Origin of the sequence: Nonomuraea turkmeniaca (assembly GCF_005889735.1) — a bacterium.
Lineage (GTDB): Bacteria > Actinomycetota > Actinomycetes > Streptosporangiales > Streptosporangiaceae > Nonomuraea > Nonomuraea turkmeniaca.
In genome coordinates, this window is the sequence record NZ_VCKY01000100.1 from 17,034 (window position 1) to 36,986 (window position 19,953).

The 19,953-nt window shown below is 67.1% G+C and carries 19 protein-coding genes and 1 pseudogene; 10 read left to right on the top strand and 10 right to left on the bottom strand.

Translation table 11 applies throughout. The annotated features are described in order from the left end of the window. Positions 1–269 precede the first annotated feature (269 nt). The 3 genes from ETD86_RS27155 to ETD86_RS27165 are packed head-to-tail and all read left to right on the top strand — an operon-like array spanning position 270 to position 2,910. Complete coding sequence (locus ETD86_RS27155; RefSeq protein WP_138668993.1) at positions 270–1,103, top strand: CPBP family intramembrane glutamic endopeptidase; 834 nt, start codon at positions 270–272, stop codon at positions 1,101–1,103. Continuing rightward, positions 1,100–2,254, top strand: coding sequence for a histidine kinase (locus tag ETD86_RS27160; RefSeq protein ID WP_138668994.1), 1,155 nt, complete (start codon positions 1,100–1,102; stop codon positions 2,252–2,254). The genes ETD86_RS27155 and ETD86_RS27160 overlap by 4 nt, the downstream gene beginning before the upstream one ends. Continuing rightward, entirely contained in the window at positions 2,251–2,910 is a 660-nt protein-coding gene (locus ETD86_RS27165) for a response regulator (RefSeq protein WP_138668995.1), read from the top strand. The genes ETD86_RS27160 and ETD86_RS27165 overlap by 4 nt, the downstream gene beginning before the upstream one ends. A gap of 218 nt (positions 2,911–3,128) precedes the next feature. On the opposite strand, the gene ETD86_RS27170 is transcribed toward ETD86_RS27165, so the two are convergent. From ETD86_RS27170 to ETD86_RS27185, 3 genes are all read right to left on the bottom strand, one after another. Beyond that, entirely contained in the window at positions 3,129–4,379 is a 1,251-nt protein-coding gene (locus ETD86_RS27170) for an MFS transporter (protein WP_170223296.1), read from the bottom strand. Positions 4,380–4,905: 526 nt separating this feature from the next. Continuing rightward, positions 4,906–5,868, bottom strand: a complete 963-nt coding sequence (locus ETD86_RS27175; RefSeq protein WP_170223297.1) for a helix-turn-helix domain-containing protein — start codon at positions 5,866–5,868, stop codon at positions 4,906–4,908. Between the two features lie 422 nt (positions 5,869–6,290). Further along, the gene (locus ETD86_RS27185) at positions 6,291–6,497 is read right to left on the bottom strand and encodes a hypothetical protein (RefSeq protein WP_138668998.1); all 207 of its coding nucleotides are present in this window, start codon (positions 6,495–6,497) and stop codon (positions 6,291–6,293) included. A gap of 524 nt (positions 6,498–7,021) precedes the next feature. Between ETD86_RS27185 and ETD86_RS27190 the strand changes: the two genes are divergently transcribed. Further along, complete coding sequence (locus ETD86_RS27190; protein ID WP_138668999.1) at positions 7,022–7,426, top strand: sensor histidine kinase; 405 nt, start codon at positions 7,022–7,024, stop codon at positions 7,424–7,426. Here ETD86_RS27190 and ETD86_RS57260 read toward each other — a convergent pair. From ETD86_RS57260 to ETD86_RS27210, 3 genes and pseudogenes are all read right to left on the bottom strand, one after another. Further along, positions 7,404–7,610: pseudogene (locus ETD86_RS57260) on the bottom strand (carboxylesterase family protein); the annotation flags it as partial. The gene ETD86_RS27190 and the pseudogene ETD86_RS57260 overlap by 23 nt on opposite strands. Positions 7,611–7,804: 194 nt before the next feature. Continuing rightward, positions 7,805–9,586 carry a LamG domain-containing protein gene (locus tag ETD86_RS27200; protein ID WP_138669000.1) on the bottom strand — a complete coding sequence of 594 codons (1,782 nt, stop codon included), beginning with the start codon at positions 9,584–9,586 and terminating at the stop codon, positions 7,805–7,807. 1,033 nt (positions 9,587–10,619) lie between these two features. Then, positions 10,620–10,997 (bottom strand): MerR family transcriptional regulator, encoded by a 378-nt coding sequence (locus ETD86_RS27210; RefSeq protein WP_211370343.1) that lies wholly within the window; start codon positions 10,995–10,997, stop codon positions 10,620–10,622. Positions 10,998–11,113: 116 nt separating this feature from the next. Between ETD86_RS27210 and ETD86_RS27215 the strand changes: the two genes are divergently transcribed. Continuing rightward, positions 11,114–12,184, top strand: a complete 1,071-nt coding sequence (locus tag ETD86_RS27215; protein WP_425465660.1) for an alkene reductase — start codon at positions 11,114–11,116, stop codon at positions 12,182–12,184. Between the two features lie 907 nt (positions 12,185–13,091). On the opposite strand, the gene ETD86_RS27220 is transcribed toward ETD86_RS27215, so the two are convergent. Next, positions 13,092–13,457: a beta/gamma crystallin domain-containing protein gene (locus ETD86_RS27220; protein WP_138669004.1), complete on the bottom strand. Its 366-nt coding sequence runs from the start codon at positions 13,455–13,457 to the stop codon at positions 13,092–13,094. A gap of 522 nt (positions 13,458–13,979) precedes the next feature. Between ETD86_RS27220 and ETD86_RS27225 the strand changes: the two genes are divergently transcribed. From ETD86_RS27225 to ETD86_RS58390, 3 genes are all read left to right on the top strand, one after another. Further along, a complete protein-coding gene (locus tag ETD86_RS27225) occupies positions 13,980–14,795 on the top strand; it encodes a CPBP family intramembrane glutamic endopeptidase (RefSeq protein ID WP_211370344.1) in 816 nt (271 codons plus the stop codon). Between the two features lie 117 nt (positions 14,796–14,912). Then, positions 14,913–15,308, top strand: a complete 396-nt coding sequence (locus tag ETD86_RS60190; protein ID WP_138669005.1) for a hypothetical protein — start codon at positions 14,913–14,915, stop codon at positions 15,306–15,308. A gap of 222 nt (positions 15,309–15,530) precedes the next feature. After that, on the top strand, positions 15,531–15,863 hold the full coding sequence (locus ETD86_RS58390) for a hypothetical protein (protein WP_246148251.1): 333 nt from the start codon (positions 15,531–15,533) through the stop codon (positions 15,861–15,863). A gap of 540 nt (positions 15,864–16,403) precedes the next feature. Here the strand turns inward: ETD86_RS58390 and ETD86_RS55460 are convergent. Beyond that, a complete protein-coding gene (locus ETD86_RS55460) occupies positions 16,404–16,577 on the bottom strand; it encodes a hypothetical protein (RefSeq protein WP_170223298.1) in 174 nt (57 codons plus the stop codon). A 190-nt stretch (positions 16,578–16,767) separates the two neighbouring features. On the opposite strand from ETD86_RS55460, the gene ETD86_RS27245 reads away from it, so the two are divergent. Together ETD86_RS27245 and ETD86_RS27250 are read left to right on the top strand one after the other, a co-directional pair. Beyond that, the gene (locus tag ETD86_RS27245) at positions 16,768–17,085 is read left to right on the top strand and encodes an antitoxin VbhA family protein (RefSeq protein WP_138669007.1); all 318 of its coding nucleotides are present in this window, start codon (positions 16,768–16,770) and stop codon (positions 17,083–17,085) included. Continuing rightward, positions 17,082–17,654, top strand: a complete 573-nt coding sequence (locus tag ETD86_RS27250; protein ID WP_138669008.1) for a Fic/DOC family protein — start codon at positions 17,082–17,084, stop codon at positions 17,652–17,654. The genes ETD86_RS27245 and ETD86_RS27250 overlap by 4 nt, the downstream gene beginning before the upstream one ends. Before the next feature lie 403 nt (positions 17,655–18,057). Here ETD86_RS27250 and ETD86_RS27255 read toward each other — a convergent pair whose 3' ends face one another. Both ETD86_RS27255 and ETD86_RS27260 read right to left on the bottom strand, forming a co-directional pair. Then, the gene (locus tag ETD86_RS27255; protein ID WP_138669009.1) at positions 18,058–18,666 is read right to left on the bottom strand and encodes a dihydrofolate reductase family protein; all 609 of its coding nucleotides are present in this window, start codon (positions 18,664–18,666) and stop codon (positions 18,058–18,060) included. Between the two features lie 108 nt (positions 18,667–18,774). Continuing rightward, on the bottom strand, positions 18,775–19,275 hold the full coding sequence (locus ETD86_RS27260; protein WP_138669010.1) for a phospholipase A2: 501 nt from the start codon (positions 19,273–19,275) through the stop codon (positions 18,775–18,777). Between the last annotated feature and the right edge of the window lie 678 nt (positions 19,276–19,953).

Sequence of the window (19,953 nt, forward strand, 5' to 3'; positions counted from 1 at the left end):
CAATGAACACAGGGGTTATTTCACAACACGGCTGTCGGGGTACCCCGCACGGATGCCGCTGGCGGCGACACGAGCAGCAACAGGGGGTCCGTCCGCCGAGACCGCCTCGGCGGACTGGTCCATGAGCGGGGAGCAATCGCGGCGCGCTTGTCCCCCGTGCGAGCTACCCGCGAGTGTCCACCGCGCGGTGACGATTTCAGGCTGTCGAATCCATAGCGTTCTCGACGTAGCCGCGGCGCTCTGGCCGCGGGGCCTCAAAAGGAGTCGTCATGCGACTGTTGAAGCAGCTCGTGGCCGTCGCGGCGGTCGCTTTCGTCGGCAACCTGGGCGTGGGTGCGGTACAGGGAAACACGTTTCTCACCCTGATCCTCTGTATCGCGACAGCCTCGCTCGCGGTGTTCGTGTACGCCCGGGTGGTGCGGTGGTCGGAGCGTCGCGCGCCGGTAGAGGTGGCCGCGAAAGGCGCCGCCTCCGCCGTCGGCCGGGGGGTGCTGATCGGTTTCGGGATGTTCGCGGCCGTCATCCTGAACATCGCCTTCCTGGGCGGCTATCGGGTCGCCGGCCAGGGCTCGGTGGCGGGTGCGGTCGCGCTGTTCGGCTTCATGGCCGCCGCCGCAGCGACGGAGGAGCTGATCTTTCGGGGCATCCTGTTCCGGATCGTCGAGGAACGCACCGGCACGTGGATAGCGCTGGCTGTGACCGGCCTGCTGTTCGGCCTGTCGCATCTTTTCAACCCGCACGCCAGCCTGTGGGGCGCGATCGCTATCGCGATTGAGGCAGGCGGCATGCTCGCCGCCGCCTACGCCGCCACCCGCACCCTGTGGGTGCCGATCGGCCTGCACTTCGGCTGGAACTTCGCCGCGGCCGGCATCTTCAGCACCGAAGTCTCCGGCAATGGCGGGACGCAGGGGTTGCTGGACGGCGTGACGTCAGGTCCGGCCCTGCTCACCGGCGGCGAGTTCGGGCCGGAGGCGAGCCCGTACGCGGTTGTGTTCGGCGTGCTGCTGACGATCGCATTCATGTGGCTTGCCCGCCGGCGTGGCAACCTGGTTCCTCGCCGGCGCAGCGCCCGGGCCGACACGACCGCTACGCTCTCCCAGTGATCGATCTCCGGCGGGTCCCGGACCTGTGGCGGCGATCTGACGTCACAGTCCGGGATTTTCCGTTCGCGCTGCTCTTGGCCGTCGCATCGCTTCTACCGGCGCTCCACGGCAAGGGGACGCAGGTTGGCGACCTGCAGGCACGCCCCTTAGACGCGCTGACCGCCGTGGTGGTCGCCCTCGAGTGCCTCCCGCTCGTCGTGCGCCGACGGTGGCCGGCCGTCTGTCTCACCCTGGTGTCGCTCGGCTTCGCCCTCGACCAGCTCCTCGCGTACCACGCGTTCGCGGGCACCGCACTGCCCATCGCGCTCATCAGCGCGGGCGCCCATCTCGAACGCCACCGGCGCATCACCGTGATCCTCCTCTCCGCGGCGTACCTGCCGCTGGCGGTCGCGCTTGACCAGCTCGGCGCGACCGAGCCGCCGGAGGGATTCGTGGTGTTCTACCTGACGCTGGTCCTCGCGTGGGGCATCGGGGCCTGGCTGCGCTCCGCCCGGGCCGCCGAGGCCGAACGCCGCCGCCACGTCGCCGAGGCCACCCGCGCAGCCGAACGCACCCGCATCGCCAGCGAACTCCACGACGTCGTGACCCACCACGTGACCGCGATGGTCGTGCAGGCCGAGGCGGCACGCTACCTGACCGCCGCACCCGATCGCCTCGACGCGACCCTGAGCGCCGTCACCGACACCGGCCGGCGGGCCATCACCGACCTGCGGCACCTGCTCGACCTGCTCAACCCCCACCACGACACCAACGTCAGGACGCCGTCCGTCGGCGAACTCCACACGCTCGTGGAGCAGACACGCCAGGCCGGGCAGCCGGTGGAGTTCACCGAGGAGGGCAGGCCCGCGGAATCGGCCGGCAGCGCCGAGTACGTGACGTATCGGGTCGTGCAGGAATCCCTGACCAACGCCCTCAAATACGCCCACAGCAGCCCCACCGTGGTCCGCGTGCGCTATGGCGAAAGGGAGATCACCGTGGAGGTCAGCACAGACGGTTCCGGCTCGCGGACCGGCTCGCCGGCCGGGAGCGGGCGGGGCCTCGCCGGACTCCGCGAGCGGGTTGACGCCCTGGGCGGCGAGTTCAGCGCGGACCGCCAGGCGGGGGGCGGCTTCGTCGTGCGGGCACGCATCCCCGCGGGGAGCTCGTCGTGAGCGCGCCGGTTCGGGTCCTGATCTGCGACGACCAGGCGCTGATCCGCACCGGGTTCGCGACGATCATCGATGCGCAGCCCGACCTCGAGGTGGTGGGCGAATGCGGGGACGGTCGCGCCGCGGTCGACCTCGCCCGCCGGCTGAACCCGGACATCGTGGTGATGGACGTGCGGATGCCGGTGCTCGACGGCATCGAGGCGACCCGCCTGCTGGCCGGTGCCGGGGTGGCGCATCCCGTCAAGGTGCTCGTGGTGACGACGTTCAACCTGGACGAGTACGTGTACGAGGCGCTGCGCGCGGGGGCGAGCGGGTTCCTGCTCAAGGACGCCCCACCGGCACAGTTGATGCACGGCATCCGCACCGTCGCGGCAGGCGCCGCGCTGCTGGCGCCCGAGGTGACGCGGCAGCTCGTCGGCAGGTACGCCTCGCGGATCCGTCCCGCCGAAGACACGCCGGACGACGTCGCGCTGACCCCGCGCGAGCTGGAGGTACTGCGCCTCATCGCCGACGGCCTGTCCAACAGCGAGATCGCCGCAACGCTGGTGATCAGCCAGGAAACCGTCAAGACGTACGTGTCGCGCATCCTCACCAAGCTCGACCTGCGTGACCGCGTCCAGGCGGTGGTCTACGCCTACCGCAACGGCCTGGTGACCTGAGACACACCTGCTCGACGTTGTTCGCCGCACCGCAGGCGCCGACGTCGGCGCGTTCTCCGCGCAGCCCGCTCGACCCGGGAGATCGTTGTCCCCAGAGCCTCCTCGGGCGCCTGAGGCCAGGCTTCGTCGTGGAGGAACCGCCGGAGCCGTTCTTCCCGGCGGCCATGCTGCGCTACCTGAAGGTGGAACTCCACCATGTGGAGCCTCCTGCCACTGCGTCAGTCCGGTCGCGCCCCTGTGAGAACCCGGCCCGGTCCCATCTGCCGGGCGAGGACTCTGAACCAGCCGATCAAGGGAGGCACGCTCACCGCGAGGCCAGCTAGACCCGCGATCGCCAGGCCTCGTTCGGGACCCGCCCAGTCCACGAGCACGCCGCCCAGCATGACGCCGAGGCCCTGAACGGCCATCAGCGCCGACGACGCCAGCCCGACCGCCTGGCCGCGCTGCTCGTTCGGCACGATCCGGACGAACTCTGCATTAGCCGAAACCTGATAGGCGGTGCACACGCCGGCCAACCCCCACAGCACCAGCACCATGACGAACCCCGGCTGGAGAAGGGCCACCACGAGCGGCGCACTGGCAAGAACGGCCATCGGCGCCATGAGCAACAGCCTGGAACGCGCCGGAACGAACGTGGTCAGCACGAACACGCCGATCAAGGTACCGGCCGGCATGGCCGCCATCATGATCCCCGCCTCGGTATCGCCGAGGCCGAGTGAGTGGGCGTACGGCACGGCGATCGCTTCGGGGATCACGTGGAAGCCGGCGAGCAGGGCGAGGCTCAGGAGGTTGCGCAGCGACGGCGTGCCGGCGATCAGCCGCAGCCCCGCGTTCGTGGACGACCACCAGGAGCGCGCGGGTCCGTCTCCCCCGGCCGCGGGGCGGCGTCGTACGGTCAGGGTGGTGATCAGCGCAGCGGCGGCGAAAGTGGCCGCGTCGATCGCGAGAGCCGGGCTCGGTCCGGCGAGCGCCACGACGACACCGCCTGCAGCGAAGCCGACGAGGGTCATGAGCTGGCTGGTGAAGCCGTTGATCGCGACACCCGTCGGGTAGATCGCCGCGGGCAGCACGTCGGGCGTCAGCGCGATGCGGGCGGCACGCGTGGGCGCGTCCAGCAGATGGGACGCGAAGACCAGGCCGCCGATCAAGGGCAGCGGCATGCCGGGAACGGCCATGAGGGCCACCAGGACAGTCCTGCCCACGTCGCAGGAGACGATCAGCTCGCGCCTGGGGTAGCGGTCGGCTAGCCAGCCGAGCAGCGGGCCGCCGAGCAGGGCGGGCACGAGGGTGAGCCCGTAGACGACGGCGGTCAGCGCCGCCGACCCGGTGCGGTCGTAGGCCATGACGGCCAGCGCCACGCGGGCCAACTGGTCGCCCGCCTTGGACAGCAGGAGTCCCGCCCACAAACCGCTGAACTCGGCGACCGCGAAGACTCGCAGGTATTCGGCCCCCGGGATCACTCTGCGCACCCTCGTCCCTCCGCCAGGAGTCGAGGTGACGGTCGCGAACCGCCGGACCGTCACCTCATGTGACCTTGATCAGCCCCAGCTGAAATCGGGGTGATGCTGGTCGTAGTCGGGGCATCCCCACTTGCCACCAGGCATCTGTCGCATCAGTGGCCTTCCCTCCGGCAACACACGGCTCAACAGCCGGATATGAAGCCCACTCCACGTCAGGAGAACGGCATCGAGCCGCATTCCCCTTGGTTCGGGCACGCCCCATGGATGGCGATACTCGGTCAGCTCCAGTCGTAGTCGGGGCATCCCCAGTCGAAGTCGGGGCATCCCCCGTTGTTACCTGGCACCTGTCGCATCAGTGACCTCCCTTCCGGTCCGCATGACTCAACGACCGGATGTGAATACTCACTCCACGTCGGATGAACGACGTCCGGCCGTATCGCATCGGTTCGACCTACGCCCCCATCGAACCGGTTTTGCTTGCCGCGCCGTTGCCTGCGGACGCCAGACCGTTGCCCGTTCGCGCACGACTCAGCGTCTACTGAAGGGCGGTGCTCGATTCCTGCCAGCGGTGACGGTATGCCGCGGGTGTCACGCCATAGGCGGCGCGGAAGGCTCTCGTAAAGTGAGAAGGGCTGGGGAAGCCCCACTTCGCGCCGATCGTGTGCACCGGCACGCCAGCCTGGGAGGGATCCGCGAGGTCGCTCCGGCAGCGTTCGAGCCGGCGGTGCCGGATCCAATCGGACACACTACGTTCCTGGCCTTCGAACAGCCGCTGCAGATGGCGCAGTGAGACGTGGTGTGCCGCGGCGACCATCGAGGGCGAGAGGTCCGTGTGCGCGAGGTTCTGCTCGATGAAGGTTTGAACCCGGAGGAGCAGAGCCCGGTGCGAATCGTGCGGTGCCGAGCCGAGTTCGTGGGCGAGCAGGGCGGCGATCAGGTCGAGGATCACTCTGGAGAGCCTGACGGCGTCGGGAGCCGTGTACTGGTCGGGTTGGCGCACAAGCCGGCGGAGGAGTCCGGCCAGCAGCGCGCCGATGCCCTCCTGTCCCGGCAGGCGTACCGCCAGGAGCTGTTCGACGGCCGCGGTGGAAAGCGGCAAAGCGGCATGGGGGAAGTGCACGGACATGCCGTCCCACAAACCCCGCGCCCCCCTGCGCGAGGTGTCGGCCGCGCGCCAGATGTGGAAGGTTCGAGAGGTGTCGCTCAGCATCAGATCAGCCGACGTGAGGGCGGCCTCCCGAGCTTCCTGACGCAGCCCCCCACGACCACTCTGAATCAGCGACAGCTCATACAGGCCATGATCGGCCTGGCGGATTCGCCGCGGGGTGCGACGGGCCTCGAACGAACTGCACCGCTTCCGAGACACTTGCACGAGGCCGAGATCGATCGAGGTCATCTCTGCCCAGAAATCGGTGACCTCGTCGCTGGAGAGTTCCACCGACTGCGCCACGACCTCCCGCCAGAAGTCGAATCGCTCACGAGCGGGCACATGGTCCATGCGGACCGTTGTCACTAATCCCATGACATCCCCGTAACTGCGCGGACAGCGCCTCTTGGCGCTCCAACCTAACCAGATACGCCGACCGCGCACCCACCCTCTCGACGCCCGTCCGGAGGCCGCGTCACAGGGGCAGCATCCGCGTGACCACATTCTGTACGATCAGCGCCACCGCGGAGGGCCTGCGCGCCGCCCTCGAGATCCGGCGGCGCGGGCCTAAAGTCAAGGTGCTGATCCTTTCCGATACGTGGAGAAGAAGTACGCCACCGAGCTGATGAGCGGCAGCATCGACGGTGGCGGCTACGACGCGGTCCTCGCCACCGTCACCGGCTGCCAGCGGCCACCCCCTGTCATCAATGATCGGCGCCGGTCCGGGCTGAACGTCACCGACTCGAATCCCCATGTCGTGCCGGTGAGGGCGCTCACAACCGCTCACGCAAACGCAGATACTCGCGCCCCGCCTCGGTGATCGCGACGTACCGCTTGAGGTCGAACTCGTCGTACGTCTGCCCGTGGTCCTGAGGGATCGCATTGAGCCCGCGTGGATCGACCGGTTCGACGAACCCCATGGCATCGAGCCGGTCGAGCTCCATCTGCAACTTCCGGTCCTGCCTGTACCGGGCGGGCACGGGCCCCCTCCCCCGCGAGCCGCCGCAAATGGTCCCACTCGTACTTGGTCACCAGCCCGCTCAAGGCCACCTGCAGCGCCCGCACCTCGGACTCCAGCACCCGCTGTTTGGCCTCGGCCCTGTCCAGCCGCGCGCTGACTCCACCGGCTCCGACGGAGAGATCGGTGATGGAGTACGGCGAGGCCGCGAAGCAGACACCGGCCAGCAACGCGGCGGCCAGCGCCACCTCGTGCACCTCAAGCCGATGCGTCACCAAGCCGAGCGGGATCGCCACGACGTAGGCCAGGTAGACGATCGTCAGCAGGACCGCGAGGACCGCACCGACGCGCCGCATCTTCATGACCCGAGTGTGAGCGCCTCAGCCTGCCAGGGGAAGGCGGGGTCCGCTCCTTGCCCAGGCTGGGAGACCTGTAGACGGCAGGCCGGGCCCGGTCGCCGACAGATTTCATGTGACTCTCATCTCATCACCATGTGACTCCAAGGATGCTCCACGACTCTGGTCCCAAAGGGGAAGAGGGGGTGTCATGACCGCGGTGTCGGATCTGGCCAGGGAGTCGTCGCACGTCACGGGCCGTACGTTGCGGGAGTCGGTGGAGGCGTTCGTGGCCGGCTGGGGCAAGCACACGGCGATCCCGGTCGAGGTATGGGCGCTGCCAAAGCGTGCGGTGCCCGACGAGGCGGCCGGCCTCGCGTTCGCGGTGCTCGTCGACGCGCTCTCCGCCGTAGAGCAGGCCACGTACGTGTCAATGGCGCTGACCGCTGGGGAAACGTTGAGGCTGACCGTGTGCGACGACGGGTCGGGGCTCGCCTCGCGGGAGGTTCTCGACCACGGCGACCTGCGCGCCCGCGCCGCAACATTGGGCGGGCGGTACGACATCGCCTCATCGACCGGCGACGGAACGACCATCACGCTGGAGTTGCCGCTGTGAGCCCAGGCCGCATCCCGGCGGCCATGCCCGGCACCGCCAGGCATCCGAGGACGCCCAGCCGGAATTCCACCGTGACCACCACGACGTCCCCCTGCGCGGCCAGGCGGCGCGGGTCGTAATCGGCTCCCCTGCCCGCGACCAACCCGCCGCCGTGCACCCAGACCATCACGGGCTTGCGCTTGCCGCGCCTTCTCGGGGACGGTGACGTCGAGCGTCAGGCAGTCCTCGGCGTCGCCGGCCTCGGTGGGGTTCCCGCTCTGGACGCCGGCGTGCCGGAGGCCGTCGCGGGCGCGACGCCCCGCCCACCTGGCCACCGGGTGCATGGGCCGAGTACCCGGACGGGCCGCGGGGCCTTGCGGCCCCAAGGCCGTCGCGATTTCAGCCGATGGGAGCCGTCATGATGCTCTTGATCTGCTCCGGCGTCAGGGCGGCGTCGTAGGTGCGGACCTCGTCGATGACCATGCCGTTCAATGAGCCGTAGGGATAGTCCTGCCCGATGACCAGCCGATCCGGATCACTGTAGAGCCCATTGGTGCTCCCGGCGTAACCGACCGGCTGGCCGTTCACGTAGAGGCGAATCTGGCTGCCGTCGTAGGTGGCGGCCAGATGGGTCCACGTGTCGACCGGCAGGACCTGCAGCCCGACGACGTGCCCGTTGCCCACCCAGGCGGACGGCGCGTCATCAGGCCAGTCTGCGACGTACATAAAGAATCCGTTGCGCGACAGCGCCTCCAGGCGGCGGGCGTTCGTCTTCGGCTTCACCCAGGCCGACAAAGTCACCTTCCCCTGCGAGGTCAGGTTGGGCACGATGGCGGTCGCGGCGTAACCGAAGGCCAGCGCCGTGCCGTACTTCCCGCTCACCCAGGACGGGTTGGTGGCCGTGCCGGTGTGGCCCCGGCCGGATGAGTCGCCCAGCGCCGTGCCGGTGCCCTCGTTCAGTCCGTAGGCGCCCACGAGCGTTGTCTGGAGATTGGGCGGCGCCTCGATGAAGGCGGAGACGACGGCGGACCTGGTGCTGACGTTTCCGGTGGTGTCCACCGCCAGCGTCGCGTAATAGTAGGTGGCGCGAGCGGGCACATGGTCGGTGAGCTCCGTCGTCGTCCCCGCGACGCGGGCGACCAGCGTCGCCGCTGACGGAGTGAAGGCGCGCGTCGCCGACCGGTGGAGCTGGACCTCGGTGACGCCCCGCTCGTCGTAGGCGCCGCTCAGCCGCACTTGGGCCCAGCCATCGTGGGGGTACACCGTCACCGTTGGCGCCGTCGGCGGGCAGTCCGGTTTGGTGACCCTTCCTCCGACCATCTCCGATGGCTGGCTGGGCTGGCCCAGAGTGTCCAGGGCCACGACCCGGTATTGGTAGATCGCGTTGCGGTAGACGCAGCCCGGGGTCCAGGTCAGCCCGGTCACTGTGGCGACCAGACTGAGCGCGTCCACAGGGTCCTCCGGATAGGCGACCTGGTGGATCTCGTATGCCGAGATGCCGTGATCGTCGGAGGCGGCCGGCCACGACAGCTGGATCGTGCCCGTGCTGAGGTCGGCCGAGGCCGCGGGAGCCATGGGCCGCTCGTCCACGACGACCGCCTTCAGCATGTCCTGCTGGAGCTCCTCATCAGTCAGCCCGCGCCGGTAGACGCGCACCTCGTCGACGATCGCGTCAGAACAGGACTGGCCGATCTTCAGTGGACCGGAGTCGTAGTCGACGGCCCCCGTCACCGGGAGCGCCTCGCTGGCCCGGTAGAGGCCGTCGAGCACGTAGCGCAGCGTGCTCCCGTCGTACACGAGCGCCAAGTGGAGCCAGCCTCCGGAAAGGTCGCCGGTCGACTCGCCGTCGTGGTCCTGGCCGCCCGTCCTGACGCCCCAAGTCTCCCCCATCCAGTAGGAGTTGCCCTTGGCCGCGAAAATCGGGCAGTAGCCGTCGGGCTTGATCCAGGCCTCCACCGTCAGCCCGCCTGATGTGCGCAGGCTCGGCGCGTCCGGCACCGTCAGGATCTGGTCCAGTTCCCCGATGCGCAGCCCCTTGCCGTACTTGCCGTCCACCCACTGCGGGTTCGCGACGGTCCCGTCATTGCCGTTGCCCGACAAATCGTGAACGGTCGTCCCCGATCCTTCTTCCATCCCGTAGGCGGCCACCAGATCCGCGTCTGCCGACGCCGGTGTGGCCACCAGAAGCGCTGCTACTACGAAAAACCCCGTGATGACACGGCATAAACCATGCACTGTGCTTTCTCCCCGTCTATCTCAATGGGCCCCCTGGGATAGACGATACTCACCAGAGGGGGGCGTATGAGGGTGTCCTAAAGGTAAGTCAGCCAGTCGTACATCACGAACGCCGGATAATGAGCGGTTGCGTAGATGGGTAGTGACGGCGCCTGGCTCTGACCTACAGGCCCCCACAACGCCTGCCAGGTGTTCGCATGCAAGGGGCGCTCCGGCTGCGGCCCAGAGGAGCTCAAGGCAATGCTCCACCCCTGCGAGCACGAACTCGGCAGGCGTCCGAGCCATCCCGCAGACGGGATGATCTAGCACGGCTTCATCTCAGTACCGCAAATGGCAGGCGCGATCAGCGCTGCTTCTCACCGACATTTCTGACCACTCTCAGCCGTCTGTGCTGCCCAAACTCGCCGACGTAATCAGGGTGTCCCTACCTGCGGTTCGGGGGCGTACGGGATGGGCGCTGAGGCCTGCGCTTCCTAGATTTTCCCGTATGGATCGGCTGACTCGCTGGACAGTGCTCGCCGCCGGAACCGCCCTCTCACTCGTGGCCGCGCACGGCCGGTGGGAGGTGGCCGGGGCGGCATGGGTCTATCTGATCCTGCTGTTACGGTTCTCCCGCACCAGCAGGGCCCTGCCGGCGATGGCGCTCGCTGGCCGCCACCCAGCACGACAACCTCCCGCTGCTCCGGCTCACCTCGGTGACCGGTAGCTACGGCGTCAGCTTTCTCATCACCTGGTTCGCCGCCGTCGGCAATCACCTCTGGCAGGACGGGTTCGCCTGGCGGCGGGTGGCGCCCTTGGAGCCGTGCTGGCCCTGGTGCTCGTCGGCGGAAGCATGCGCCTCGCATTCGCGGCGCCCGCTGGAGAGACCGTACGGGTGGCAGGGGTCAGCCCGGCCCGCTCGGCCCTTGAGGCGTCCAACAGAGCCGCGGCTGGGCGATCATGGTCTGGCGAGGCCGCCGCGCGCCCGCCCTGGGCTCGTTCAGCCGGCCACTGGTATCCGCGGACTCTCTCGATGTGCTCGATTCGCGGCCATCAGCCCATCGAGTGCGTCGCGCGTGCGTATGAGGTCGGTGATGTGCTCGGAGAGCCGGTCGCGCTCCTGCGCCATCCGCTTCAGCGCGGCGTCGGAATTCTCCATGCTGGGCGTATCAACGCAAGGCAGCAGTTCGGCGATGGTGCGGCTGGACAGACCTGCGGCATACAGCCGTTGGATGAACGTGACCCGGTCAACCTCATCGTCCGTGTAATGCCGCTGCCCGCTGGGGCTGCGGGTGCTGGTGAGCAGCCCCTGCTCTTCGTAATACCGCAGGGACCGGACGCTGACTCCGGTCCGAGACGCGAGCTCCCCGATGCGCACATCGCCTCCCGGCTGTGATCTGCGGCACAACATCTTGCCTCTGACATGGATGTGAGGTTCTAGCGTAACCGTTGTGCCCGAGACCCGGGCACAACGGAAGGAGAAGTCCTAACGTGATGACCCTTTTCAACAGCTACCAGCTCGGCGACCTGACACTGCCCAACCGGGTGGTGATGGCCCCGATGACGCGGATCCGGGCCGCCGCCGGCGGTCTGGCGACGCCGTCGATGGCGACGTACTATGCCCAGCGAGCGACGGCCGGGCTGATCGTGACCGAGGGTGTGCAGCCGAGCTTGATCGGACAGTCCAATCCGGGTACGCCGGGACTGCATACCGATGAGCAGGTCACCGCGTGGCGCCAGGTGACCGCTGCCGTGCACGCCAACGGCGGCCGAATCTTCGCCCAGATCATGCACGGCGGACGGGTCTCGCATCCCGACACCACCGGCATGCAGCCGGTCGCGCCTTCGGCCATCCCCGCCGTCGGCGATGTGTTCACCCCAACCGGGCCCCAGCCCGCGCCGATGCCGCGTGCTCTAGAGACGACCGAAGTGCCTGAGCACGCCCAGTCGTACGCCCAGGCCGCCCGCCGCGCCGTCGACGCCGGCTTCGACGGCGTCGAGCTGCACGGCGCCAACGGTTATCTGATCTCGCAGTTCCTCTCCTCCAATGGCAACCTGCGCACGGACCGCTACGGAGGTTCGGTGGCCAATCGGATCCGGTTCGCGGTCGAGGCGGCCGCCGCGACCGTCGAGGCCGTCGGCGCGCACAGGTCCGGCATCCGTCTCTCCCCTGGCGCGACGTTCGGGGGGTTGCGGGAGACCGACATTCCCGAGCTCTACACCGCGCTGCTGACCGAGCTTGCCCGCCTCGGCCTGGCCTACGTCCATCTCGAAGCCACCACCGACGAGGAGACGCTGGTCCGCCTGCGCCGCGCGTGGCCCGGCACCCTCATCATGAACCCGACGGTGCCGATGTCACCCAAGCAGACCGGGCGGGACGACGCTGGCCACTGGCTCGGGCTGGGGGCAGACCTCATCAGCTTCGGACGCGCTTTCCTCGCCAACCCCGACCTGGTTGAACGGCTGCGTAACGGACTCCCGATCGCTCCCGTCGACGAGGCCACGTACTACCAAGGCGGTGACGCGGGTTACCTGACTTACTCGACGTATCAGTACACAGCCTGAATGCGTATCTACCGACCTCGGCGGCCCCCACGCGTTCCCGCTCACCGTCTGGGCCGCCTTCACCCGCCCGGCACCGGACAGCGCATCCGCTCACCCTACGGTGTGGCGTGACCGTCGATCCTGCCAGCGGCGTGCTGCGCAACCGCGTGCCCGTCGCGATGATCAGAATGCCGTGCCACCGGCGTCATGCCACCTCGTCTACGGATAACGCGTCCCGCCGATTCTTTCTCTAGCCAAGCTAATCACCAACGACGCGCGACCTGCGTATTTACGCCTTACCGAGTGACCGCGCAAGCAAAAGAACTTGCGCTCTCATCGGCCTCCCATGCTACGGTTTCGATCAGTCAAGCCCCTCCGAAATCCACTGTCCCGCCGGGCTCGGAGCGGGTACGGGTCGAATGGCGTCGGTTATCTCTTTCTGTAAAAAGATCGCAGCCGTTGCCACTTCTCACCTCCGTATCCGCTCCTGGTTCGTCGGTCTTCGGTGCGGTTCGGTGAGGGCACGGGTCGAAGTTCGTCGGTTACCACTTCTCATGGGGTTGTTGCAGGTTCGAGTCCTGCCTGGGGCGAACGCTCTGGTAGCTCAATTGGCAGAGCACCAAACGCCGGTGGACATCCCACATCCGTGTCTTCTCCGAACCACACCGATCCACTCGTCAGCCCTGTCGGGAGCACGCGTCGAATTCTGTCGATTACCCACACAGGTAAAGGTTCGACTCCTTTCTGGCCCACTCATGGGCCAGAATGCCCAGGTCGGCTGGGTACCCGGCAGGAGCCCCACATCCGACGTACCGGCGTAGGCGTGCCTGAGCGCCCGCACTGGGCGTTGCGGCGCTCCCCGCATCACAGGTGCTGCCGCTGGAGTCGGCCGCGCGGTGAGGCGCAGCCCCCGTCACGGGAATGCGACCTAAATGATTCTGATCTTGTAAATCATATGCATTGGGCCGTTGATCCCATCCGCGGTGTCAAAGCCCCAGAGGGTCCACTTTGGAATCAGCAAAGCCCTGGAAGGCCCTCCTAAGTCATCGATGTATTCGATCGCCACATTGTTGTTCCCGGGGGAGATGTAGTCGACACCATAGATGGCCACGCTCATCGTGCCGCCGTTAGCGAAGCAATGACGGTCCAGACCATTTCGAATAATCAGGAATTCACGTATGTCTTTCCGGTTGCAGTCTACGTGGTTGATAGCGAATGCGGGGCTGGGAAGGGCCACCATGACCGCCAGCGCGGCGGCACAGCCGGCGAGGACCTTACGGAGGTACGACATCATAGCCTTCTCTTTCCGGGGGAGCGTATATCGCACAGGGGAGCGTATATCGGGCCTGAACTTACAAAACAGTCCACTTCCCTGCTCATTTCTTGCTCACCGGAGTACTCGCGCGCTCCGCTTGACGGGGGACGACAATCCGATCTCAGCCTGCACCTGCCCCCTCCCGACGGACGTGATGTAACGACCCACTACCCGCCCACCTGGCCCGCGGCTCCGCCCCGTCCTGGCGGTCTACATGACAGGGCCGACGGGCAGAAGCCGGACCCCGGGCACATGGCTGCATGACAAGATCGATTCCGTCGTCTGCGGTGGTCCGCCATACGGTCTCGGCGTCCGGGGGCGGCCTCGCCGTACAGCAGCTCCTGGAGATAGTTCCGATCCCCGTCGAACCCGCGACGCGGGAGCGACCCAATAGCTCCCGCCCGGTCCGCACCCACCGTAACCTGCGCCTTTTACGGCGACTCGAAGCCGTATCAGAGCGATGTCAGCTCCGTGTTGGGTCGCGGGGCCACGATTCTCGGCATGGATACAGCAATGCGGCCCCTGGCCGACACCCAAGACGCCCAGCCGAAAGGCTTCGTCGCCAAGCTCCTCGCCGACCGTCACTCCGTCCCGTTCTCCATCGCACTGCACCTGGTGCCCGGCGCGGTCATCGTCGCCGTGTACGCGTTCATCGCCGCCCCCCTGGTCCGGGCGATAGACTTCCCGATCTTCCTGGCCTGGGCCATCGCCCTCGCGGTTGTGCTCTTCCCGCTCCAGCTATTCCTGCTGTGGCTGGGCAAGAAGCAGACCGGCCGCTTCACGATGAAGGGCGTCGTCCACTACCGCGACAAGCCGGTCTCGCGCGGCAAGGTCTTCTGGCTCGGGGCCGCGTGCCTCGTGTGGATGACCGTGGTCTCGCTCTCGCTGACCCCGCTGGACAACATCGTCTACGACTGGTTCTTCACCTGGGTGGACTACCAGGGCGCCGGCCCCGACGGCACCGCCTACCTCCAGGGCTACTCACAAGAGCTCGTGCTCACCACGCTGCTCATCTGCGCGCCGTTCACCGGCTTCACCCTGCCCCTGCTCGAGGAGTACTACTTCCGCGGCTTCCTGCTGCCCCGCCTCCCGCAGCTCGGCAAGTGGGCCCCGTTCTTCAACACCCTCTTCTTCTCGGTGTACCACTTCTGGGCCCCTTGGACGGTCCTGTCGAAGCTCGTCTTCCTCTACCCGGGCGTCTGGCTCGCCTGGAAGAAGCAGGACATCCGCATCTCGATCGCCATGCACCCCGGCTCGGCGCTGCTGATGACCGTGGTCGGCATCATCGCCCTCGCCTCCGGCGCCACCTCGATGTAAGACCGCCCGAAACGAGGGCGCCGTCCGCCGTCCGCGGGCCGGCTGCCTCGCTCCGGAGCGGGCCGCAAGCCCGCCGGGCAGGTCGGCCCCGGGCTGCCCGCGGCGCTGGATGCGCTGGTGAAGCCGGCCACTCGGGGCGACCCGGTGTCGCCTGCGCTGGACGGCATGAGCGAAATGGCCCTGACGGTGGACCATCTGATCGTGGTCGGGCGGGGCCAGCTCCTGGCCGACGCGGGAGTGGAGGAGCTCACCGGCTTACAGTCGGTCCTCGTGCGCGCCGCCTGGTCGCAGGAGCTCGCCCGGCTCCTGTCGGCTGAGGGGGCCACGGTACGGGGGTCGGGATCGGCACTGACCATCACCGGCATGGACAGCGCCGCGATTGGAGCGCTCGCCGCAGAGCTCGGCCTGGCCCTGGCCGAGCTGACCCTTCAGCGGACCACCTTGGAGGAGGCGTACATGGATCTCACCGGCGACACTTCGGCCCCACCGCCCTCAGCCTCCAGGGCGGAGTGATGTTCGGCCAGCTCATCATCGGCGTCCTGGGTGTTCTGTCGATCACCTCCGAGTACGCCACCGGCACCATCCGGGCAAGCCTGGCCGCCGTCCCCCGGCGCGGACGGCTGTTCGCCGCCAAGGCCGTCGTCGTCGGCTTGGTCACCACCGTCGCGGGACTGGCGACGGCGTTCAGCTCGTTCCTCACCGGCCAGTGGGGCTTCGCCACAAGCGGGGTGCCACATGCGGGGTATCGGCGATCCGGAGGGGGCGCGGACCCTGCTCGGGGGCGGGCTCTACCTGGCGCCGATCGGGCTGCTCGGCCTGACGCTGGGATCCCTGACCAGATCGACAGCCGCCGGCGTCACCCTGCTCATCTCGCTGACCATTCTCGTCCTGGCCATACTGCAACTTCTGCCGCAGCGGGTTGCGAACCTTTGGCTGACCATTGCCGGTATGCAGGTCGTCGCGACGCTTCCCCACTCATCGCCCTGGCCCGGCTTCCTGCTGTTCACCGCCTTCATCGCCGTGCTCACCGCCGCCGCCCTCCTGACGTTCTGTCGCAGAGACACGTGAGAGCATCAACCAGCATCGGAATGAAAGTCCCGTTAAGAGGCCCCGTGGGCGGCTAACTGTGACTTTCGTCCGGAGGTGCCTGGCCGACCGAAACTGTCCTATTCGACGCGTTCGGCGTTGGAGTCGTAGCCGCCCCCGCCCGGGTAGACCCAGGCTCCGCTGAGGCTGCGGCCGTCAGGACTGAAGGTGCCCTGGTAGTAGGCGGGGAACCCCGATCACCCGCCCAGATGGTGAGGGTGTCGCCCTCGAGTTCATAGGTGTAGTCGAGGGTGCTGCCGTCGTCGCCGTAGTAGCGAGACTTGATGTCGGTGCTGGGCTCGGCCATCAGCCTGCGTTCCCGGCCGATGATCTCGATGCCGTGGGTGTCGCCCAGCTCGACATCCTGCTGGAGGAAGAAGTCGTTCAGCCAGCGGTAGGTGACAGTTCCCCCATGCCCTCCGGTGATCTTCCGTGCCGACGAGCCTGGCCAAGGCCTGCAGCGCTGGGTCGTTGGTCATCGCCGTCTCCTTCAGAGTGGTTTCCTGTCTTCACAGACCGGCGTCAGCGAGAAAGCTCATCGGTCCACAAGACGTACAAGCCGCAGAAGTCCACCTCGAACTCCACGGCCGCTGCACCTTCACCGACGAACGAATGCACCGCGGTGCCCAGGAACGTGGCGGCCGTCCGCTTCTGGATCTGCACGTTGAGGCAGGGACCGCCCTCATCCGACGGCATCCCCACCCACACATCGCGGGCGGCTTTGGGCAGGTGATCGGAAACGAGGGAGTGCGAGTCAGGACAGCAGTCGCTCCCTCGCACTGAGCAGTCACTGACCATCGGCGGCTCAGCCGGTGGTCAGCGGCCGGTCGCAGACCTGCCGGCTGATCCCAGGCGAAATGTGTACACGATTGGGTACACTTTAGTCATGCTGATCGAAACTCTGTCCGTGCGCGAGGCACGTGAGCAACTGCCCCGCATGCTTGAGCGATTCCGCAATGGCGATCGTACGCCGGTAGGGGTGGGGTCGCATCGCAAGACCGAAGCAGTCATGGTCCCAGTTGAGGTGTTCGACGAACTGACCGCGGAGCGGACTCGGGCACTGACGCAGGCCACCGCGTCGGTCCGGGCGGAAGGTCTCACACCGGGCGCCGACGCCGACGCCATCATGGAACGCTGGACGCGTGGCGAGATCAGCACGACGCACATGCGTGAACTCATCCGGCGACTCTACGGTGTGGCGTGACCGTCGATCCTTACGTCGATCCTGCCAGCGGTGTGCTGCGCAACCGGCTTTGCATCGCTGATGCCCAGCGGCTGTGCGAAGTGGATGCGGGCTTGACACGGGCTGCACTGGCAGACCTGGATACCCGGATCTTGCCGGGCGGCTACGACCTCGCCCATCTGCGATGCTTCCATCGCGAGATCTTCGGCGATCTCTACCCATGGGCTGGTGACATCAGGGTGGTGGGGATCGCGCGGTCGGATCCGTTCTGCTTGCCACAGCACATCGAGGCGTACTCGGCGGATGTGTTCGACGCCTTGGCAAAGGAGCGGTACCTGCGTGGGCTTTCACGTGACCGATTCATTGACCGGTTGACCCATTATTTCGCGGAGGTCAACGCGATCCACCCATTCCGGGAGGGTAACGGCCGAACGCAGCGCGCCTTCTTCCGCCAGCTCGGTCGTGAAGCGGGCTGGTTCATCGACTGGTCCAGTCTGGATCCTGACAGCAACGCGCATGCATCGAAGGCTTCACTGCGCGGCGACAACGGCCCGCTTCGCACACTGCTCGACTCCTTGCTAAGCTTCTAGCCGATCAAGTAATGAGTCGCCCCCTTCATCCAGGCTGTCGGTCGTTGCGAGATCGACGCCACCAGCCCAGGGCTGGCCGGGTGCCCCGTGATCGCATCCTGTCCCACGGCCCACCGCCCGGGACATGAGTAGCCCCTACTCATGTCCCGCTCTCTGGAGTGCGGCTCGTGCTCTGGCCGCCATGGCGCCATCCTCCGGGTGTCGCCGACCTCGTCTCGGCGGAACTGCGTTGGAGGGCTTACCCGCCCAGGGCCGGACGGGTGAAGTCGTCGGCTACGCCGGTCAGATGCTGGACAACTATTATCCCTTGAGTTGCGCTGGGCTTCTTTGGTCTCTCTAACCCCAGAACCTGGGCCTATCTGCTGGTGCGGGGGTAGTGCGGACGCCCGGGTTCTCCCCTCATTCAGGTCGTGGCGGTCTCGTACTGCGGGCGACCGGTGGTGCGGTAGGTCTGGATCGTTAGCCCCTTCGGGGTGGACTGCAAGTCGACCAGCTCGAGTCCTATGTCCGGGCCGGTGGCGGGGAAGAGCCGCGTGCCCTGGCCGACGACCACGGGATATGTGAGCAGTACGACCTGGTCGACCAGCCGGTGGTTGAGCAGCCAGCGGATCAGGGTGCCACTGCCCCAAACTTGCAGCTCACCGGCAGGCTTGATGGCTCTCAGCTCGCCGATGGCGCCCGCGATGTCACCGGACAGGACGGTCGTGTCCGCCCACTGCGGGTCGGTGAGCGTGGTCGAGGCGACGTACTTGGGCCGCGTGTTCAACGCCTCTCCGACGGGGTTTCCCGGATCCATTCCTGCTCCCCAGGAGCCAGCGAAGATCTCGTAGGTCCGCCGACCGAACAGGAACGCGTCGGCTCGCTGGAAGGCCTGGCTGATGAACGTCGAGGCCTCATCGTCGAGCAGTGGCGGGGCCCATCCAAAGCGCTCGAATCCGCCGCCGCCATCCTCGTCCGGCGCGCCGGCTTCGCGCCGGGTCCCTGCATCAATCCGTCGATGTCCCTGCGTCACTCCGTCGATGTCCCTACGTCACTCCGTCGACGGAGACGTTCGTGACGGTCGTCAGTTTCATGGTCGCAGTTCCCTTCGCGCTGGGTCGTCGTTGGGCATGACCGGGCGTTAGTTCCCCCTCCAGCGAACAGCCGCGTAAAACTGTGCCGCCGCAGCCCTGCAGCTTGGCCTCAGGTGTGCCGTCATGCCGCTACACGTCCTGAGCATGTCCTGGAGAAGCGCCTGGTCGACGCCGTTGCGATAAACCTCGTTCCACCTCTTGGCGCTGACCAGATCCTTGAGGTTGCGGTAGCCGAAGTCGTGTCGCACGCACGGGATCGCGAAGATCTTCGCCCAGGATTTGGCGCTCGGTATTTTCCCTGCGTCCTTCAAGGTGCAACCGTCACTGTTCCAGCTGAAGTTGTACTGCTTGACTGAGTCCTTGTTCCTGTTCGCTCGGAACTTTGCCCACGCCCAGAAACTGTCCTCCGTCGGCGACGTGAGCTGGATTGCCACGGCCAGCTTCTTCGCCCTGCTCGGCTCCGCGTTCGCTCCTGCCGGAGCGCTGATCAGGGTTAGCACCGCCGCGGTGCCCGCCAGCCCGCTCGCGATGATCCTCGTCCTTTTCACTGCCGTCCCTTCTCTGCGTGGAGTCGGCCATCAGATTGGCGGCACGTGACGCGGCAGGACAACTGATCATGGCCGCGACGGCACGCAAACATACCGCCGACATACCGGGAGGGAGAGCGAAGGGCCGATCTGCTTGCGGGTGCTGAGGCCACATAGGCCCGGCTCGGCCATCGACTGATCGCGGCAGTTCGGGAAATCTCGCCTGTCAGTTGCATAGACGAGTGGCTCCTGCAGCGAACGGGATCCGTCACCGGCGCGAATCTGCATTACATCAGGTCCTATTATCAGGGCATCCCTGGAAACTGTCTCGGCACTTACACGACAGGCAATTCCATCGTCAGGAATTGCGCGGATGAGCTGGACGAATACGCCATTTACGTGATCTGAGGAGACCACCTCCTCATGCCGATCCGCGTGTTTACGAGGACGGCGTCGTACGGGGCTGCTCAACGCGAGGCCTCTGGCTGGAGGCGATGATGGGGCGCCCTGCGGCCTCGGGCGCCGGCGAGTCGACGCGAGCGCGGTACCGGGGCTGTAGCGGGCCGATCAAATACTCCAGTGACACTTCGCGATCTTGAGGGATCGGGTCACATGGCGACGGCCACCGCGTGATCATTCGGAGTTTGTGAAGACAACCAAAGATCGTGCGGTGGCCGCGAGCCACAGCGTAGACCCTGA

Coding starts and splice junctions, on each gene's coding strand:
- ETD86_RS27155 (WP_138668993.1), top strand. CDS start 270: ATGCGACTGTTGAAGCAGCTCGTGGCCGTCGCGGCGGTCGCTTTCGTC.
- ETD86_RS27175 (WP_170223297.1), bottom strand. CDS start 5,868: ATGGACCATGTGCCCGCTCGTGAGCGATTCGACTTCTGGCGGGAGGTC.
- ETD86_RS27190 (WP_138668999.1), top strand. CDS start 7,022: ATGACCGCGGTGTCGGATCTGGCCAGGGAGTCGTCGCACGTCACGGGC.
- ETD86_RS27215 (WP_425465660.1), top strand. CDS start 11,114: ATGACCCTTTTCAACAGCTACCAGCTCGGCGACCTGACACTGCCCAAC.
- ETD86_RS27220 (WP_138669004.1), bottom strand. CDS start 13,457: ATGATGTCGTACCTCCGTAAGGTCCTCGCCGGCTGTGCCGCCGCGCTG.
- ETD86_RS27225 (WP_211370344.1), top strand. CDS start 13,980: ATGGATACAGCAATGCGGCCCCTGGCCGACACCCAAGACGCCCAGCCG.
- ETD86_RS58390 (WP_246148251.1), top strand. CDS start 15,531: ATGCGGGGTATCGGCGATCCGGAGGGGGCGCGGACCCTGCTCGGGGGC.
- ETD86_RS55460 (WP_170223298.1), bottom strand. CDS start 16,577: ATGCCGTCGGATGAGGGCGGTCCCTGCCTCAACGTGCAGATCCAGAAG.
- ETD86_RS27245 (WP_138669007.1), top strand. CDS start 16,768: ATGCTGATCGAAACTCTGTCCGTGCGCGAGGCACGTGAGCAACTGCCC.